The sequence below is a fragment of the Pseudomonas sp. B21-056 genome (assembly GCF_026016325.1).
In the GTDB taxonomy this organism is placed as follows: Bacteria; Pseudomonadota; Gammaproteobacteria; order Pseudomonadales; family Pseudomonadaceae; genus Aquipseudomonas.
This window is the reverse complement of the sequence record NZ_CP087203.1, coordinates 6,110,891-6,128,299: the sequence shown is the minus strand read 5'-3', so window position 1 is coordinate 6,128,299 and position 17,409 is coordinate 6,110,891. Positions and strand designations below refer to the sequence as shown.

Here is a 17,409-nt window from a genome sequence, read left to right as displayed (position 1 = left end):
TCAAGTGACGGTCAAAGGTCGGCCGGCAGCGGCTGCTTGAGCCAGGCCTGGGCGTTCTTCTCCAGGCTGCCATCGGTCTTGGCCGTGGCAAGGATCTGGTTGACCTTGTCCAGCAGTGCGGGCTCGTTCTTGTTCACGCCGACATACACCGGCGAGTCCTTGAGTTTCACTTTCAGCGCCGGGACGCGCTTGGGGTTGCGCTCACTGATGGCGACCATCACCACGTTGCCGCTGGCGATCAGGTCCACCTGACCGGCGAGGTAGGCGGCGATGGTCGAGTTGTTGTCTTCGAAGCGCTTGATGGTGGTGCCTTCCGGCGCGACCTTGGTCAACTCGATGTCTTCGATGGCACCCCGGGTGACGCTGATGGTCTTGCCCTTGAGATCGTCCAGGCCATTAATGGCGGCCTCGGGCGGGCCGAACACGGCGAGGTAGAACGGTGCGTAGGCACTGGAAAAATCAATGACCTTCTCGCGCTCCGGGTTCTTGCCCAGGCTGGAAATCACCAGGTCGACCTTGCCGGTGGTCAGGAACGGAATGCGGTTGGTGCTGTTGACCGGGGTCAGTTCAAGTTTGACCTTGAGCTGGTCGGCCAGCAGCTTCGCGGTATCGATGTCCAGGCCACGGGGCTTCATGTCCGGGCCGACCGAGCCGAATGGCGGGAAGTCCTGGGGCACCGCGACTTTGAGGGTGCCGCGCTTGACCACGTCTTCGAGGCCGTCGGCGTGGGCGGGCAACTGGCAGAGCATCAGGCTGGCAAACAGGGCGGTGAGCAAGGCGCTGCAACGCTGGATCATGGCGAATCTCCGCGGTCGATGATGTGATTGCTGCGTTCGGACAGAGCACAGGCCATGCCAAAGCGATTTCAAACCCTCCAAAGCCGCGGATTTGCTGGCGGGAGTCGGTCTGACTGGTCTGAACAGTTGCGCCGCGTTTCGCACCGTTATCGGGCGTTGGTATTTGCCGCCGAACCCTGCTGGGGCACGACTTGCCGGGCGCGGCGAATAGCTTTACAACTAGCCGCTCACTGGTCTGATATGCCCGAAAAAAACATGAATTCCATCTCCCGTGCGGTTCCCGAAGTGGCCTTGCAAGGCATCCGCAAACTGATCGCTGATGAAGGCTTCGGTCCGGGGGACGCGTTGCCATCGCAGCGGGATCTGGCGCTGCAACTGGGCGTGAGCCGGGCGTCTTTGCGCGAGGCCCTGTCGTCGTTGAGCGCGTTGGGAATGATCAGCGTGCAGCCGGGCAAAGGTGTGTTCGTGCAATCGTCGACGGAGGTTTCGCACCATGAGTCGACACCGGGCTGGCCGTTCGCGGCCCAGGTCTCGCCATTGGATATTTTCCAGTTGCGCTATGCCCTGGAAGGTTTCGCGGCCGGGATGGCGGCCGCGACGCTGAGCCCCGATGAGCTCGATGGGCTGGGTGATAACGTCGAGGCCATGCGCCGGGAGCTGAAGTCAGGGGACTTCGACGCGGCGGCGCGGCTGGATTTCGAATTTCATCGGCGAATCCTGTTGGCCGGCGGCAACCAGGCGATGCTGAATATCCTCACCGCCAGCGCCGAGATCTTCCTGGAGAGCCAGAAATTACCGTTCATCAGGGCGGAACGGGCCATGGAAACCTGGCAGGAACATCGAAAAATCCTACGGGCGCTTTCCCGTCGTGCCTCGGGCTCCGCCCAGAAAGCCATGCAGGAACATGTCCGTAACGCTGCGCTGCGCACCGGAATCTGCTTCGTCGCCCCTGCCGCCTCATGACCTGAATCATGTCCAAATGCGTCCGGCGCCATAGCGAGACTCAATCGACAGTGGCTTCCTGAACCCGGGAAGGGCAGCTATGATGGGCCACGTTTTTTTGCTGACAACCCCGGAGATTTCCATGAGCAGCGATCTGATCAAACACGTTAGCGACGCTAGCTTCGAGGCTGACGTACTCAAGGCCGAAGGCGCTGTACTGGTGGACTATTGGGCTGAGTGGTGCGGTCCGTGCAAGATGATCGCTCCGGTCCTGGACGAAATTGCCGAGACCTACAAGGGCAAGCTGACCGTCGCCAAGCTGAACATCGACGAAAACCAGGAAACCCCGGCCAAGCACGGCGTGCGTGGTATCCCGACGCTGATGCTGTTCAAGAACGGCAACGTCGAAGCCACCAAGGTCGGTGCGCTGTCGAAGTCGCAACTGGCTGCTTTCCTCGACGCCAACATCTAAGCGCCGAATGCCACTGAAAAAGCCCCGCCAATCGCGGGGCTTTTTCGTTATTCGGGGCTAGACGCTCGCAAACCCAGGTGGTACATTCGGCCCCGCACTGGTTTCTCCATTGCCCCCTGCAAGCCGTCGCCGACGCACTCCTTTCGAATAAGTACGCGATCCTGTCGCCTTCTCCGCGGCGCGGCCTCATTAAGCCAAAAGCTTAATTTCCCCTCCATAAATGATTACGTCATTCCTATATGAATCTGACTGAACTCAAGCAAAAGCCGATTACCGAACTGCTCGAATTGGCCGAACAGATGGGCATAGAAAATATGGCCCGTTCGCGCAAGCAGGACGTGATTTTCTCCCTGCTCAAGAAGCACGCGAAGAGCGGCGAGGAAATCTCCGGTGATGGCGTGCTGGAGATTCTCCAGGACGGCTTCGGCTTCCTCCGTTCCGCGGACGCTTCCTACCTTGCCGGCCCGGACGATATCTACGTCTCGCCGAGCCAGATCCGTCGCTTCAACTTGCGCACCGGTGACACCATCGTTGGCAAGATCCGCCCTCCGAAGGAAGGCGAGCGTTACTTCGCGCTGCTCAAGGTCGACACGATCAACTTCGACCGTCCGGAAAACGCGAAGAACAAGATTCTCTTCGAAAACCTGACCCCGCTGTTCCCGACCGTGCGCATGAAGATGGAAGCCGGCAACGGTTCCACCGAAGACCTCACCGGTCGTGTCATCGACCTGTGCGCACCCATCGGCAAGGGCCAGCGTGGCCTGATCGTGGCGCCGCCGAAAGCGGGCAAGACGATCATGCTGCAGAACATCGCGGCCAACATCGCCCGTAACAACCCTGAAGTTCATCTGATCGTGCTGCTGATCGACGAGCGTCCGGAAGAAGTGACCGAGATGCAGCGCACCGTGCGCGGCGAAGTGGTCGCCTCGACGTTCGACGAGCCGCCGACCCGCCACGTGCAGGTTGCCGAAATGGTGATCGAGAAGGCCAAGCGCCTGGTCGAGCACAAGAAGGACGTGGTCATCCTGCTGGACTCCATCACCCGTCTGGCCCGTGCCTACAACACCGTGATCCCGAGCTCCGGCAAGGTGCTGACCGGTGGTGTCGATGCCCACGCCCTGGAGAAACCGAAGCGTTTCTTCGGCGCCGCGCGCAACATCGAAGAGGGCGGCTCGCTGACCATCATCGCCACCGCACTGGTTGAAACCGGTTCGAAGATGGACGAAGTGATCTACGAGGAATTCAAGGGCACCGGCAACATGGAACTGCCTTTGGATCGTCGCATCGCCGAGAAGCGCGTATTCCCGGCCATCAACATCAACCGCTCCGGCACTCGCCGTGAAGAGCTGCTGACGGCCGATGACGAGTTGCAGCGCATGTGGATCCTGCGCAAGCTGCTGCATCCGATGGATGAAGTGGCTGCCATCGAGTTCCTGGTCGACAAGTTGAAAACGACCAAGACCAACGATGAGTTCTTCCTGTCGATGAAGCGCAAGTAAATCGACAGATCCAGCAAAGCCGGGGAAACCCGGCTTTTTGCTATCTGTGCATTCACTATTTCGAACGGGCGGCGTTAAACTCGGGCCCCCGAACGCCACGGCCACCATGAGGCTTTTGCATGCAGTATCGCGATTTGCGCGACTTTATCAGCGGTCTGGAACAGCGCGGCGAACTCAAGCGCATCCAGGTGCCGGTGTCTCCTGTGCTGGAAATGACCGAGGTCTGTGACCGCACCCTGCGTGCCAAAGGCCCGGCGCTGCTGTTCGAAAATCCGACAGGGTATGACATTCCGGTACTGGGCAACCTGTTCGGCACGCCGGAACGCGTGGCCCTGGGCATGGGCGCCGAGGCCGTCAGCGAACTGCGCGAGATCGGCAAGCTGCTGGCGTTTCTCAAGGAGCCCGAGCCGCCCAAGGGCCTGAAGGACGCCTGGTCCAAGCTGCCGATTTTCCGCAAGATCATTTCCATGGCGCCGAAAGTCGTCAAGGACGCGATCTGCCAGGAAGTGGTGATCGAGGGCGACGATGTCGACCTGGCGATGCTGCCGGTGCAGACCTGCTGGCCGGGCGATGTGGGGCCGCTGATTACCTGGGGCCTGACCGTCACCAAAGGTCCGAACAAGGACCGCCAGAACCTCGGTATCTATCGCCAGCAGGTGATTGGCCGCAACAAGGTCATCATGCGTTGGCTGAGCCATCGTGGCGGTGCGCTGGACTATCGCGAGTGGTGCGAAAAACACCCCGGCCAGCCCTTCCCGGTGTCCGTGGCCCTGGGCGCGGACCCGGCGACCATTCTCGGCGCCGTCACGCCCGTGCCCGACAGCCTCTCCGAATATGCCTTCGCCGGCCTGCTGCGGGGCAACCGCACCGAGCTGGTGAAATGCCGTGGCAACGACCTGCAAGTCCCGGCCACCGCCGAGATCATCCTCGAAGGCGTGATCCACCCCGGCGAAATGGCCGATGAAGGCCCGTACGGCGACCACACCGGCTACTACAACGAAGTCGACAGCTTCCCGGTGTTCACTGTCGAGCGCATCACCCATCGGATCAAGCCGATCTACCACAGCACCTATACTGGCCGTCCACCCGATGAGCCAGCGATCCTTGGTGTGGCGCTGAACGAAGTGTTCGTGCCGATCCTGCAAAAGCAATTCCCCGAGATCACCGACTTCTACCTGCCGCCGGAAGGCTGCTCGTATCGCATGGCCGTGGTCACCATGAAGAAGTCGTATCCGGGCCATGCCAAGCGGGTGATGCTGGGTGTCTGGTCGTTTCTGCGACAGTTCATGTACACCAAGTTCGTTATCGTCACTGACGACGATATCAATGCACGGGACTGGAACGACGTGATCTGGGCCATCACCACGCGCATGGACCCCAAGCGCGACACGGTGATGATCGAAAACACGCCGATCGACTACCTCGACTTCGCTTCGCCGGTCTCCGGCCTGGGGTCGAAGATGGGGCTCGATGCCACGCATAAATGGCCCGGTGAAACCACTCGTGAGTGGGGCCGGGTTATCGTCAAGGATGAAGCCGTTACCCAACGGATCGATGCCATCTGGAATCAGTTAGGAATAGATTGATGCGTGTGACCTTGCAGCCGTCCGGCGCGGTGCTGGAGATACGGCCCGCCGAGCGGATTCTCGATGGTGCGCGGCGCCTGGGCTATGAGTGCCCGCAAAGCTGCCGCAACGGCAACTGCCACGTCTGTGGCGCGTTGCTGGTGGAAGGCCGCGTGGAACAGGCTGGCGACGTGCGCGATCACGGGGAGATCTTCACCTGCATCGCCGAGCCCCTGGAGGATTGTGTGGTGTTGTGGGACGGTGTGTTGGCGCCCGGCGAGTTGCCAGTGCGCCGCCTGGCGTGCCAGGTCAGCGGATGTGTCGATGCGGGTGGCGATGTCTGGCGGGTCAGCCTGCGTGCGCCGGCGGGCAAGCCGCCGCGCTATCACGCGGGGCAGTATTTGATGATCGAGCGGGAGAATGGCGATAAATCGGCTTTCTCCCTGGCTTCGGCGCCGCATTCGGGGCGCGATCTGCAATTGCATGTACTGGTGCGCGAAAACAGTGCGAAGGCGCTGCTGGAACAACTGCACCGCAACCCCAACGTTCATGTCGAAATGCCGTTTGGCGATACTCACTTGTCCGAATTGCCGGACGGCCCTTTGGTGCTGATCGCCGCCGGTACCGGCATGGCGCAGATGCACAGCCTGATCGAGCACTGCCGGGCAGAGGGCTTCAAGCATCCGGTGCATCTGTATTGGGGCGTGCGGCGACCGGACGATTTCTATGAAATCGAGCATTGGGAGGAGTGGAAGAAGCTGCCGAATCTGTTCCTGCACAAGGTCGTCAGCGATCTGTGTGGCTGGGAAGGGCGCTGCGGCATGCTCCACGAAGCGGTATGCGAAGACATCAGCGACCTGTCCGGCGTACACGTCTACGCCAGCGGCTCGCCGGCCATGATCTATGCGACCCTCGACGCGCTGGTTGAAGCCGGGATGGACGCCCACCAGATGCGCGCCGACGTGTTTGCCTACGCGCCTCGCGCTTGAGTCTTGATCTTGAACGATTCTGGATGATGCATTTTTGTGGCGAGGGGATTTATCCCCGCTGGGCTGCGTAGCAGCCCCCATCAATTTATCTGACCCACCGAGCGCTCAGGTTTTAGGGCAGCTACGTATCCCAACGGGAATAAATCCCCTCGCCACAGGTATTTTCCAGTGCCATGGGTGTCAGTGGCATCCAACTTGCCTGGGTTCTGACAAGCGTCAGTCCCATGACGCGTGCCTATCCATTTTCCGATCCTTACGAGGAGCCTGTCGCTACCGGCCATGACCGCTATCGAAACCGCCATTAGCTGCGCCCTGTATCCGCCACGCCTTGACCTGGGCGCGCAACTGACCCGAGAACAATTGCTCGCCTCGATGCAATCGACCATGCGCCTTCACCAGGGTGGCCCGGTCTGGCTGTTCGCTTACGGCTCATTGATCTGGCGGCCGGAATGCACGGCAGTGGAGCGGGTGCGTGGGCGGGTCCATGGGTATCACCGCGGTTTGTACTTGTGGTCCCACGAGCATCGCGGCACGCCGGAGTTGCCGGGGTTGGTGTTCGGGCTGGATCGCGGCGGTTCATGCAGCGGTTTCGCCTACCGATTGCCGGAGGAGAATCTCGAGGACTCGTTGTTTGCCTTGTGGCAGCGGGAGATGCCGGTTCCGTCCTATCGCCCGCATTGGCTCAGTTGTCGCCTCGAGAATGGCAATCGCGTGCAGGCCTTGGGTTTTGTGCTGGAACGACACCTGCCCAGCTATGCCGGCAACCTGCCGGACCATGTGCTGAGTCAGGTCTTCGAAAGCGCCTGCGGGCGTTTCGGCACCACTCGCGACTATGTCGAGCAGACCATCCACGCCCTGCGCAGCCACGCCATGCCGGATCGGAATCTGGAGGCGCGGCTCAAGCGTTGCAGGTCAGCCCTCGATCAGGCCACCGCTTCGCGGCTCTGACTGCTGACTTGCTTGTGTCCCAGGGTTGGGGCGAGGAAAGCCATGGCCAGCAGGCACGCGGCGATCAGCAGGATGAAACCGCCATTCCAGCCGAAATAGTCCACCGTGTAACCCATCAGGGCACTGGCCGCGACTGAACCACCCAGGTAACCGAACAGCCCGGTAAAACCGGCCGCCGTACCGGCCGCTTTCTTGGGCACCAGTTCCAGCGCCTGCAGGCCCACCAGCATCACCGGGCCGTAGATCAGGAAGCCGATCGCGAACAGCGAGATCATGTCGACCATCGGGTTGCCCGGTGGATTCAGCCAGTACACGAGCGTTGCTACGGTCACCAGCGCCATGAACACCATGCCCGTCAGGCCACGGTTGCCGCGGAAGATCTTGTCCGACATCCAGCCGCACAGCAGCGTGCCGGGAATGCCTGCCCATTCGTACAGGAAGTAAGCCCAGGACGTCTTGTCGAAGTCGAAGTGCTTGACCTCTTTAAGGTAGGTCGGCGCCCAATCCAGGATGCCGTAGCGCAGCAAGTAGACAAAGACGTTGGCCAGGGCGATGAACCAGAGCATTTTGTTGCGCAGTACGTATTTGACGAAGATTTCCTTGGCGCTGAATTCGTTCTCGTGGCTGGCGTCGTAGCCTTCCGGGTAATCGTTCTTGTACTTCTCGATGGGCGGCAAACCCGTTGATTGCGGGGTATCGCGCATGACAAGGAACGCGAATACAGCCACCAGCAAGGCCACGGCAGCCGGCACGTAGAATTTGCTGTGCCAGTCGTTGAACCAACCCATGCCGAGGATCGCCAGTGGGCCGATCAGGCCGCCGCCGACGTTATGCGCGGTGTTCCATACCGAAACCACGCCGCCGCGCTCTTTCTGCGACCACCAGTGCACCATGGTACGCCCGCTCGGTGGCCAACCCATGCCTTGTGCCCAGCCGTTGATGAACAGCAGGATGAACATCATGGTTACGCTGGACGTCGCCCACGGCGCGAAACCGAAAACGAACATCACCGCGGCGGACATCACCAGGCCGAAGGGCAGGAAGTAGCGAGGGTTGGAGCGGTCGGACACGATGCCCATCAGGAACTTGGAAAGGCCGTAGGCAATCGCGATCGCCGACACCGCCACGCCGAGCTGGCCCTTCGTATAGCCTTGGGCGATGAGGTCCGGAAATGCCAGGGTGAAGTTCTTGCGCAGCAGGTAGTAACCCGCGTACCCAATGAAAATCCCGGCGAAAATCTGCCAGCGAAGGCGTCGGTAGGTGCTGTCTATTTTTTCTTCAGGCAGGGGCGCCTGGTGTGCGGCAGGACGAAAGAAAGCAAACATTCAAGGACTCCGGATTTCTTGTTATGGCTGCGAATGCGAATGTTACAGTTTCGTTACCGAAAATAGCATCGCTTGTTTTGGTCTGAATAGAGGAAATATTGCCGGAGGGATGTTCTTAAACGAACGAGCCGGGCGGGCGACGTTACGGGAGTGGGTGTTGGAGGCGCTTCGGTCTCGTGGCAATCGCGGTCCGACGCGCCGGGCGTCCGGACCGCATCAATGCAGTCAGCGCACCTGCACAACCACCTTGCCCACAGCCTTGCGCTGGGCGAGGTCATTGATCGCTTGGGCGGCGTTGCCCAGCGGATACACCTGCGAGACCAGTGGCTTGAGCCTGCCCTCGGCGAACCAGCCGAACAACTGCTGGAAGTTGGCGGCGTTGTCCTGGGGCTGGCGCTGGGCAAAGGAGCCCCAGAACACCCCCACCACCGCGGCGCCCTTGAGCAGGGCGAGGTTCACCGGCAGTTCGGGAATGCGCCCGCTGGCGAAGCCGACCACCAGCAACCGGCCATTCCAGGCGATGGAGCGGATGGCCTGGTCGAACAGATCACCACCCACCGGATCGTAGATGACGTCGGCGCCCTGGCTGTCGGTGAGGCGCTTGATCTCATCCTTGAGGCTGGTTTCGCTGTAGTTGATCAACTCGTCGGCGCCGGCAGCCTTGGCTACGGCGAGTTTTTCCGTGCTGCTGGCGGCAGCGATCACCCGGGCACCCATGGCCTTGCCGATCTCCACCGCCGCCAGGCCCACGCCACCAGAGGCGCCGAGCACCAGCAGGGTTTCGCCGGGTTGCAGGTTGCCCCGCTGCTTGAGGGCGTGCATCGAGGTGCCGTAGGTCATGCTGAAGGCGGCGGCGGTGTTGAAGTCCATGGATGCGGGGATCGGCAGCACGTTGTAGCCGGGCACCGCGACCTGTTCGGCAAAGCTGCCCCAACCGGTCAGTGCCATCACCCGGTCACCGACTTTAAGGTGGCTGACCTTTTCACCCACTTCCCTGACCACACCCGCCGCCTCGCCACCGGGTGAAAACGGGAAGGGTGGCTTGAACTGATATTTGCCCTCGATGATCAGCGTGTCCGGGAAATTCACCCCGGCGGCGTGCACGTCCAGCAGCACTTCGTTCTTCTTTGCGACGGGGCTGGCGACGTCTTCCAGCACCAGCGATTCGGCGGGGCCGAATTCTTTGCACAGCACGGCTTTCATCAGGGCTATTCCTTTGGGAGTGATGGCCGATAAGTGTAGGTGTGAGAGTCAACGGGTCAACGAGCATGCCCTGCCCTGATAGCCGGCCATAAGCTTGTGCTTGAACGGCGGGTCGGTATGCTGGGCCGCAAAATCGGATGAGGAGTCGAATGTGAAAGCGTGGATCGTGTTGATGCTGGCCCTGTCGTTGCCTGTGGCAGTGATGGCCAACGAAGAGGCCAAGGAAGCAAAAGAGGGTGAAGCGCCGAAGGTCAGCTACATCACCCTGAGCCCGCCCTTCGTGGGCAATTACGGTCTGGATGGCACGGCGAAGCTGAAGGTCTACAAGGCCGACGTGGCCCTGCGCGTGACCGGCGATGCCGCTGCGGCCGCGGTGAAGGCTAACGAACCGCTGATCCGCAACCAATTGGTTGCGCTGTTTGCCCAGCAGACCAGCGAAACCATGAATAACCTTGAAGCCAAGGAAAAGCTGCGCCAGGAAGCGTTGAAGCAGACCCAGCAAGTGATGAATGACGAGACCGGCAAGCCGATGGTGGATGATCTGTTGTTCAACAATTTGATCATTCAGTAAGTCTTCTGCCGTCTGGGCCGGCCTCATCGCGAGCAGGCTCGCTCCCACACTGAATCTCCATTTGATGAAGATCCCCTGTGGGAGCGAGCCTGCTCGCGATAGCGGACTGGGGGACGCCGATAGAGCTACGACTTCAACGCCATCACCGCCGCCCACTGCTCTGCCGTCACCGGCATCACCGACAGCCGGGAGCCCTTTTGCACCAGCGGCATTTCGGCCAGGGCGGCTTGCTGCTTGAGGTAGTCGAGCTTCAGCACGCGGGGGAAGGTTTCGACATGGGCCACGTCGATTGCGGTCCAGGGGTTTTTATCCGGGTTGGCCTTCGGGTCGAAGTAGTGGCTGTCGGGCTCGAGTGCCGTCGGGTCCGGGTAGGCTGTCCGGACGATCTGCCCGATCCCGGCAATGCCTGGCTCCGGACAGCTGGAGTGGTAGAAAAAGAAGGAATCGCCTTGCGCCATGGCCCGTAGGAAATTTCGCGCCTGGTAGTTGCGAACCCCGTCCCAGCGTGCCTGGCCGAGCTTTTCCAGGTCCATGATGGACAATTCGTCGGGCTCGGATTTCATCAGCCAATAGGCCATGATTTCTACTCCTGGGCGGTGTGCTAGAAAATAGTTCAGCGATTTTATGACAAACCGACAGTCGGTTGACGCCAGAGTTTGCGTGTCGCTCAAGGTTGTCGCAAAATGCCGGCCTTCCAAGCTTGACGCTGCTGCACGGCCAATAAGAAAACCGCTGCTGTCATCGTGTGTGATATGCCTTGAGGGGGGCAATCGATGAAACGCAAACCGGATTTGTTGTGGATTCTGGTCATTCTGTTCGGTCTGGGTGTCGTGACTACGGGTTACGCCCAAAGCCTGTGGGCCAGCAAGACCGAGGCGCCGATGGATATCACCCAACCTGCGCCACCGCTTAAACGCTGAACCTGTCTTCCAGGCGCCGCCGGGTATCGCGGCGCCTACCCCGCAATATACCAACGCCTGTCACTGACCGTCCCTTGCAACGGTACATCCCAGCTCGCCTGCGCCAGCCTTTCGACTTTCTGGCATTCATGGGCCAGCCCCAGCAGCGTTGGCTTGCGCCATAGCTTGCGTCGCGCCAGGTACGCCAGGCTGCGGTCATAGAACCCGCCCCCCATGCCGAGCCGGCCGCCCACATCGTCGAACCCCACCAGTGGCAGCAATACCAGGTCCAGTGTCCAGACCTTGCGTTGCCGGGCGACGTCGATCCGTGGTTCGAGAATCCGAAAACGATTGGGGTGCAGTGGTTCCCCGGGACGGATGCGCTGGAAAACCATCTTGGTCTGCGGCCACGAGTTGAGCACTGGCAGGTAAGTCGCCTTGCCCCGGCGCTGGGCGGCGCGCAGCAGCAGGCGCGGATCGATCTCGCCATCGTTGGGCAGGTACAGGGCGATGTGGCGGGCGCGGCGAAACATTGGATGCTGGGCCAACTGCCGGTAGAGGCCTTGGGCGGCTTGGCGTTGTTGGGCGGGCGTCAGGGCGCGACGGGCCTGGCGCAGCAGGCGTCGAAGTTGCGGGCGGGGTAGCAACGCGGGTTCGGACATGGTCGATGCTTCGAATCTGGCTTGGATGACACAGCGTAACCGCAAACGCTGTAGTCAGAAATGCCTGCGCCAGACACGACAATGCCAGTCTTGAAGACTGGCATTGTCTGGAAAATCAGGCTCCCCGGATGAACCGCTGCCGGCTTAGCCCTTGAACCCGAGAGTTCAAGGTGGAAGTTGCAGGAGGCGTTAAGGCTTTCCGTCAAGCGGACATGCACACCGGCCCCAACGTGCAACCCCCGTGGTTGTGCGTATCGGCTCAGGGACATCACCAACTGGCAAGCACCCCAGGGAGTGACGCAAGTATACCCCAGGCAGCTTCGCGAATCAGCCCTTGCTGACGTCCGGATCGGTGGCCAGCACCAGATCCACCCGTTCCAGCAGGTCGCGCACCTGTTCACGGGTCGATCCGCTGACCTGCACGTCCGGCGTATCCTGGCGATGCAGCAGGTCGTGGGTGATGTTCAAGGCAGCCATCACGGCGATGCGGTCGGCGCCGATGACTTTGCCGCTGCTGCGGATCTCGCGCATCTTGCCGTCCAGGTAGCGGGCGGCGCTCACCAGGTTGCTACGCTCTTCCTGGGGGCAGATGATCGAATATTCTTTATCGAGGATCTGCACGGTAACGCTATTGCTTGAACTCATGAGTCTTGCTCCAGGGCCTTGAGGCGCGAAATCATCGATTCGACCTTACGCCGGGCGATTTCGTTTTTTTCAATGAGGTGAGCGCGTTCCTCGCGCCAGGTTTTTTCCTGAGCTAATAAGAGTCCGTTCTGGCTCTTTAGTTGCTCGACCCGGTCAATTAGCAATTCGAGTCTGGCCATCAGCGCTTGCAGGTCGGTGTCTTCCATTGTGTCCACTGAAGATTGGGTCTGATGGGGAGGTGGGTCGCACAGCCTCTGATAGTCTTGGCGAGTCTGTCGATGTAGGATACAAGGCCTCCATTCTAGACATAGCGCCGTCTGGCGCCTAGCTGCCCATGCCCATTCAGAATTCCCCGTATCAAGCCTTCGCCACCCTGCTGAGCACCAGCGGCCATCCCGTATCGCCTGCCGAACTGCATGGCCTGCTGCTCGGTCGCAGTTGCGCCGGCGCCGGTTTTGAAGTCGACGGCTGGTTGGCCGACGCCGCCGAGCTGCTCGAGGGCGAACCCGCGGATAACGTCCGTAACGCGCTTATCGGCCTGCAGGAAATGGTCAAGGGCGAGTTGACCAGCGACGACATGACGGTCGTCCTGCTGCTGCCCACCGATGACGCACCGTTGGCCGAGCGCGCCGCAGCCCTGGGCCAGTGGTGCCAGGGCTTTCTCGCCGGCTTTGGCCTGACCCGTCGCGAATACGCGTTGAGCGACGAGGCAAAGGAAGTGTTGCAGGATCTGGCCGCAATCTCCCAGGTCCAGGACGCCCTGGAGGAATCCGATGACGGTGAGAGCGACTATATGGAAGTGATGGAGTACCTGCGGGTCGCGCCACTGCTGCTGTTCACCGAGACGAAGAAAACCGCTGAGCCAGCCGCCAAACCGTCCTTGCACTGATTGCTTGAAAGGGAACACCGTCTGCCCATGATTCATATCCCGAAATCGGAATACAGCCGTCGCCGCAAGGCCCTGATGGCGCAGATGGAACCCAACAGCATTGCAATCCTGCCCGCCGCCGCCGTTGCGATCCGCAACCGCGACGTCGAGCATGTCTATCGCCAGGACAGCGACTTCCAATACCTCAGCGGCTTTCCCGAGCCGCAGGCGGTGATCGTGCTGATGCCCGGCCGAGCCCACGGCGAATACATCCTGTTCTGCCGCGAGCGCAACGCCGAGCGTGAGTTGTGGGATGGCCTGCGTGCCGGTCAGGAAGGCGCGATCCGTGACTACGGTGCCGACGACGCATTCCCCATTACCGACATCGATGACATCCTCCCGGGCCTGATCGAAGGCCGCGACCGGGTGTACTCGGCCATGGGCAGCAATCCAGAGTTCGACCGGCACCTGATGGAGTGGATCAACGTGATTCGCTCCAAGGCCAACCTCGGCGCCCAGCCGCCCAACGAATTCGTTGCCCTGGATCACTTGCTGCACGACATGCGCCTGTATAAATCGGCGGCGGAAGTGAAGGTCATGCGTGAAGCGGCGCGGATCTCCGCCCAGGCGCATATCCGGGCGATGCAGGCGGCGCGTCCCGGGCTGTACGAATACAGCCTGGAAGCCGAGCTGGATTACGAGTTCCGCAAGGGCGGGGCGAAAATGCCGGCCTATGGCTCGATTGTCGCGGCGGGCCGCAATAGCTGCATCCTGCATTACCAACAGAACGATGCGCTGCTCAAGGAGGGCGACCTGGTACTGATCGACGCCGGTTGTGAAATCGACTGCTACGCCAGCGATATCACCCGCACCTGGCCGGTCAACGGCAGGTTTTCGCCCGAACAGAAAGCGATCTACGAGTTGGTGCTGGCGGCCCAGGAAGCGGCGTTTGCCCAGATTGCACCGGACAAACACTGGAACCAGGCCCATGAGGCGACGGTCCAGGTCATTACCGAGGGCCTGGTGCGCCTTGGGCTGCTCGAGGGTGAAGTGGACGATTTGATCGCCAGCGAAGCCTACCGGGCGTTCTACATGCACCGCGCTGGCCACTGGCTGGGCATGGATGTGCATGATGTGGGCGAATACCGCGTCGGCGGAGAGTGGCGGGTCTTGGAAGTCGGCATGACACTGACTGTGGAGCCAGGCATCTACATTGCCCCGAACAACCGCAGCGTAGCGAAAAAATGGCGCGGCATTGGCGTGCGCATCGAGGATGACGTGGTGGTGACCAGAAACGGTTGTGAGATCCTGACCCGGGGCGTGCCCAAGACTGTTGCCGAAATCGAGGCCCTGATGGCCGCCGCACGGGATCAAGTGGCATGAGCCGGGTCAATCTGGCGATCATTGGCGGTGGCCTGGTCGGTGCGAGCCTGGCCATGGCCCTGCAAGCGGGTGCCAAGGCCCGGGGCTGGAAGATCATGCTGATCGAACCCTTCGCCCCCGGCCATGCCTGGCAACCGAGCTACGATGCACGTTCCTCGGCGTTGTCCTTCGGCTCCCGGCAGATCTATCAGCGCCTGGGGCTCTGGCAGGAAATTTCCCAGCGTGCCGAGCCGATCAAGCAGATCCATGTGTCCGATCGCGGACGGTTCTCCACGGCGCGCCTGTCGGCCGCGGAGGAGGGTGTACCGGCCTTGGGCTACGTGGTGGAAAACGCCTGGCTTGGCCAGTGCCTGTGGCAGGGCCTGGACAAGGACGTAGTGAGCTGGCGTTGCCCGGCGCAAGTCACCCGGATGGAGCCGCTGGTGGGCGGTTATCGCCTGACCCTGGATGACGAAACGCTCCTGGAATGCGACCTTGCGGTGCTGGCCGACGGCGGTCGTTCCGGTCTTCGGGAGCAACTGGGCGTCGGTGTGCGCAATCGACCGTATGACCAGAGCGCGTTGATCGCCAACATCACCCCCAGCGAAGCCCACGAGGGCATGGCCTTCGAGCGCTTCACCGATGACGGCCCGATGGCCTTGTTGCCGCTGCCGGAGAATCGCTGCGCCCTGGTCTGGACCCGTCAGGGTATGGATGCGCAGCGGCTGGCGGACCTCGACGAGCGCAGTTTCCTCTGCGAATTGCAGAGCGTGTTCGGCTATCGCCTGGGTGCCTTGAAACAGGTCGGGGTGCGCCATCTGTACCCGTTGGCGCTGGTGGAGGCCGAAGAGCAGGTGCGACCGCACCTGGCGATCCTCGGCAACGCCGCCCACAGCTTGCATCCGATTGCCGGGCAGGGCTTCAACCTGTCGCTGCGCGACGCCCAGGCCTTGGCCGATGTCTTGCTGGACAGCGAAAGCGCACTGGGGGATTTTGCCGTGTTGCAGGCCTATCGCGAGCGCCAGCGCATGGACCAGGCCTTGACGGTGGGCTTTTCCGACCAGGTCACGCGGCTGTTCAGCAGTCGCCTGCCGCTGGTCTCGGTGGCCCGTAACCTCGGCCTGCTCGGCCTCGACGCGTTGCCCCCGGCCAAGCGCTGGTTCGCCCGCCAGGCCATGGGCCTTGGGACCCGGCCCGATGTGTAGGCATGGGGTTGAACATTCTTTTCATGGGCGGCTCATGTCGTCCGCAAAACAGGCTTAAAGCATGGAATTGCGTGCAGATCTGCTGATTGTCGGTGCCGGTATGGTCGGCAGCGCCCTGGCGCTGGCGTTGCAGGGCAGCGGCTTGCAGGTGTTGTTGCTCGACGGCAGCCCGATGAGCGTCAAGCCCTTCGATCCCCAGGCAGCCTTCGAGCCCCGGGTCAGTGCCCTGTCGACGGCCAGCCAGCGGATCCTCGAGCGTCTTGGCGTCTGGGACGGCATCGCTGGGCGCCGTGCCAGTCCCTACACCGACATGCACGTGTGGGACGGCAGTGGCACCGGGCAGATTCATTTTTCCGCTGAAAGCCTGCATGCCGACGCCCTGGGGCACATCGTTGAAAACCGTGTGGTGCAGGACGCGTTGCTGGACCGGTTGCATGATTGCGACCTGGGCCTGCTGGCCAATGCGCGGCTCGAGCAGATGCGTCGTTCCGGCGATGACTGGCTGCTGACCCTGGCCGACGGTCGTACCCTGCGGGCTCCGCTGGTCATTGCCGCCGACGGCGCGAATTCCGCCGTGCGCCGCCTGACGGGGGTTGCCACCCGCGAGTGGGATTACCTGCACCATGCCATCGTCACCAGCGTGCGCAGCGCCCGGCCCCATCGAATGACCGCGTGGCAGCGCTTCACCGACAACGGCCCGCTGGCTTTCCTGCCGCTGGAGCGCGATGGCCAGCACGATTGGTGTTCGATCGTCTGGTCCACGACCCCAGGCGAGGCGCAGCGCTTGATGGCACTGGATGACGCTGGTTTCTGCAACGAGCTGGAGCGGGCCTTCGAAGGCCAGCTCGGCCAGGTAATCAGCGCCGACCCGCGCCTGTGCGTACCGCTGCGCCAGCGCCACGCCAAGCGCTACGTGGCCGAGGGCCTGGCGTTGATCGGTGATGCGGCCCACACCATTCACCCGCTGGCCGGGCAGGGCGTGAACCTGGGTTTTCTCGACGCTGCTGTGCTGGCCGAGGTGCTGCTGCAGGCGGCCGGACGGGGTGAGCGGCTGGCGGACGTCAAGGTGCTGAGCCGCTACGAGCGACGTCGCATGCCCCACAACCTGGCGCTGATGGCGGCGATGGAAGGTTTCGAGCGGCTGTTCCAGGCCGATCCACTGCCGGTGCGCTGGCTGCGCAACACCGGGTTGAAGCTGGTGGACCGCCTGCCCGAGGCCAAGGCGCTGTTCGTGCGCGAGGCGTTGGGGTTGAGCGGGGATCTGCCGGACTTGGCCAAGGCCTGAGATTTGGATTGGAACTTATGGCCTCATCGCGAGCAGGCTCGCTCCCACAGGGAAATGCAATCCCATGTGGGAGCGAGCCTGCTCGCGATAAGGGCGTCCGGTTACCAAGTCTTGTAGATTCGCAACATTTGGAAATGTGTCCACCCACTGTTTGATTGAGCTGCCAAATGTG

At 61.7% G+C, this 17,409-nt stretch carries 19 protein-coding genes and 1 other RNA gene; 12 read left to right on the top strand and 8 right to left on the bottom strand.

Annotated features, from left to right (window positions below):
- Positions 1-11 precede the first annotated feature (11 nt).
- Complete coding sequence (locus tag LOY67_RS26910; protein ID WP_265065164.1) at positions 12-797, bottom strand: transporter substrate-binding domain-containing protein; 786 nt, start codon at positions 795-797, stop codon at positions 12-14.
- Between the two features lie 255 nt (positions 798-1,052).
- On the opposite strand from LOY67_RS26910, the gene LOY67_RS26905 reads away from it, so the two are divergent.
- From LOY67_RS26905 to LOY67_RS26880, 6 genes are all read left to right on the top strand, one after another.
- On the top strand, positions 1,053-1,760 hold the full coding sequence (locus LOY67_RS26905) for a FadR/GntR family transcriptional regulator (protein WP_265065163.1): 708 nt from the start codon (positions 1,053-1,055) through the stop codon (positions 1,758-1,760).
- Between the two features lie 121 nt (positions 1,761-1,881).
- Entirely contained in the window at positions 1,882-2,211 is a 330-nt protein-coding gene (trxA, locus tag LOY67_RS26900) for a thioredoxin TrxA (protein ID WP_003206727.1), read from the top strand.
- A gap of 239 nt (positions 2,212-2,450) precedes the next feature.
- The gene (gene rho / locus LOY67_RS26895) at positions 2,451-3,710 is read left to right on the top strand and encodes a transcription termination factor Rho (RefSeq protein WP_003206716.1); all 1,260 of its coding nucleotides are present in this window, start codon (positions 2,451-2,453) and stop codon (positions 3,708-3,710) included.
- A gap of 119 nt (positions 3,711-3,829) precedes the next feature.
- Entirely contained in the window at positions 3,830-5,296 is a 1,467-nt protein-coding gene (gene ubiD, locus LOY67_RS26890) for a 4-hydroxy-3-polyprenylbenzoate decarboxylase (protein WP_039590257.1), read from the top strand.
- A complete protein-coding gene (locus LOY67_RS26885; RefSeq protein WP_265065162.1) occupies positions 5,296-6,264 on the top strand; it encodes a CDP-6-deoxy-delta-3,4-glucoseen reductase in 969 nt (322 codons plus the stop codon). The genes ubiD and LOY67_RS26885 overlap by 1 nt, the downstream gene beginning before the upstream one ends.
- A 279-nt stretch (positions 6,265-6,543) precedes the next feature.
- A complete protein-coding gene (locus tag LOY67_RS26880; protein WP_265065161.1) occupies positions 6,544-7,212 on the top strand; it encodes a gamma-glutamylcyclotransferase in 669 nt (222 codons plus the stop codon).
- Here LOY67_RS26880 and glpT read toward each other — a convergent pair.
- Together glpT and LOY67_RS26870 are read right to left on the bottom strand one after the other, a co-directional pair.
- Complete coding sequence (glpT, locus tag LOY67_RS26875; RefSeq protein ID WP_265065160.1) at positions 7,188-8,537, bottom strand: glycerol-3-phosphate transporter; 1,350 nt, start codon at positions 8,535-8,537, stop codon at positions 7,188-7,190. The two genes, LOY67_RS26880 and glpT, sit on opposite strands and share 25 nt — an antisense overlap.
- 225 nt (positions 8,538-8,762) lie before the next feature.
- Positions 8,763-9,740: an NADPH:quinone oxidoreductase family protein gene (locus LOY67_RS26870; protein ID WP_265065159.1), complete on the bottom strand. Its 978-nt coding sequence runs from the start codon at positions 9,738-9,740 to the stop codon at positions 8,763-8,765.
- 151 nt (positions 9,741-9,891) lie between these two features.
- Between LOY67_RS26870 and LOY67_RS26865 the strand changes: the two genes are divergently transcribed.
- Positions 9,892-10,311, top strand: a complete 420-nt coding sequence (locus LOY67_RS26865) for a flagellar basal body-associated protein FliL (RefSeq protein ID WP_265065158.1) — start codon at positions 9,892-9,894, stop codon at positions 10,309-10,311.
- Between the two features lie 125 nt (positions 10,312-10,436).
- On the opposite strand, the gene LOY67_RS26860 is transcribed toward LOY67_RS26865, so the two are convergent.
- Positions 10,437-10,889, bottom strand: a complete 453-nt coding sequence (locus LOY67_RS26860) for an EVE domain-containing protein (RefSeq protein ID WP_265065157.1) — start codon at positions 10,887-10,889, stop codon at positions 10,437-10,439.
- A gap of 195 nt (positions 10,890-11,084) precedes the next feature.
- On the opposite strand from LOY67_RS26860, the gene LOY67_RS26855 reads away from it, so the two are divergent.
- Complete coding sequence (locus LOY67_RS26855; protein ID WP_265065156.1) at positions 11,085-11,231, top strand: hypothetical protein; 147 nt, start codon at positions 11,085-11,087, stop codon at positions 11,229-11,231.
- Positions 11,232-11,266: 35 nt separating this feature from the next.
- Here LOY67_RS26855 and LOY67_RS26850 read toward each other — a convergent pair whose 3' ends face one another.
- From LOY67_RS26850 to LOY67_RS26835, 4 genes are all read right to left on the bottom strand, one after another.
- Complete coding sequence (locus LOY67_RS26850) at positions 11,267-11,872, bottom strand: 5-formyltetrahydrofolate cyclo-ligase (RefSeq protein WP_265065155.1); 606 nt, start codon at positions 11,870-11,872, stop codon at positions 11,267-11,269.
- 117 nt (positions 11,873-11,989) lie between these two features.
- Positions 11,990-12,169, bottom strand: a non-coding RNA gene (ssrS, locus tag LOY67_RS26845) — 6S RNA.
- Positions 12,170-12,199: 30 nt separating this feature from the next.
- A complete protein-coding gene (locus tag LOY67_RS26840) occupies positions 12,200-12,517 on the bottom strand; it encodes a cell division protein ZapA (protein WP_024780504.1) in 318 nt (105 codons plus the stop codon).
- A complete protein-coding gene (locus LOY67_RS26835) occupies positions 12,514-12,723 on the bottom strand; it encodes a TIGR02449 family protein (RefSeq protein ID WP_003177365.1) in 210 nt (69 codons plus the stop codon). Before LOY67_RS26835 ends, LOY67_RS26840 begins: the two co-directional genes overlap by 4 nt.
- A gap of 128 nt (positions 12,724-12,851) precedes the next feature.
- Here LOY67_RS26835 and LOY67_RS26830 point away from each other — a divergent pair, with 128 nt between their 5' ends.
- The 4 genes from LOY67_RS26830 to LOY67_RS26815 all read left to right on the top strand — a co-directional run bounded on the left by LOY67_RS26830 (position 12,852) and on the right by LOY67_RS26815 (position 17,237).
- Complete coding sequence (locus LOY67_RS26830; protein ID WP_265065154.1) at positions 12,852-13,406, top strand: YecA family protein; 555 nt, start codon at positions 12,852-12,854, stop codon at positions 13,404-13,406.
- A gap of 27 nt (positions 13,407-13,433) precedes the next feature.
- Positions 13,434-14,768: a Xaa-Pro aminopeptidase gene (gene pepP / locus LOY67_RS26825; protein WP_265065153.1), complete on the top strand. Its 1,335-nt coding sequence runs from the start codon at positions 13,434-13,436 to the stop codon at positions 14,766-14,768.
- Complete coding sequence (gene ubiH / locus LOY67_RS26820) at positions 14,765-15,952, top strand: 2-octaprenyl-6-methoxyphenyl hydroxylase (RefSeq protein ID WP_265065152.1); 1,188 nt, start codon at positions 14,765-14,767, stop codon at positions 15,950-15,952. The genes pepP and ubiH overlap by 4 nt, the downstream gene beginning before the upstream one ends.
- 67 nt (positions 15,953-16,019) lie before the next feature.
- Entirely contained in the window at positions 16,020-17,237 is a 1,218-nt protein-coding gene (locus LOY67_RS26815; RefSeq protein ID WP_265067833.1) for a 2-octaprenyl-3-methyl-6-methoxy-1,4-benzoquinol hydroxylase, read from the top strand.
- Positions 17,238-17,409: the final 172 nt, after the last annotated feature.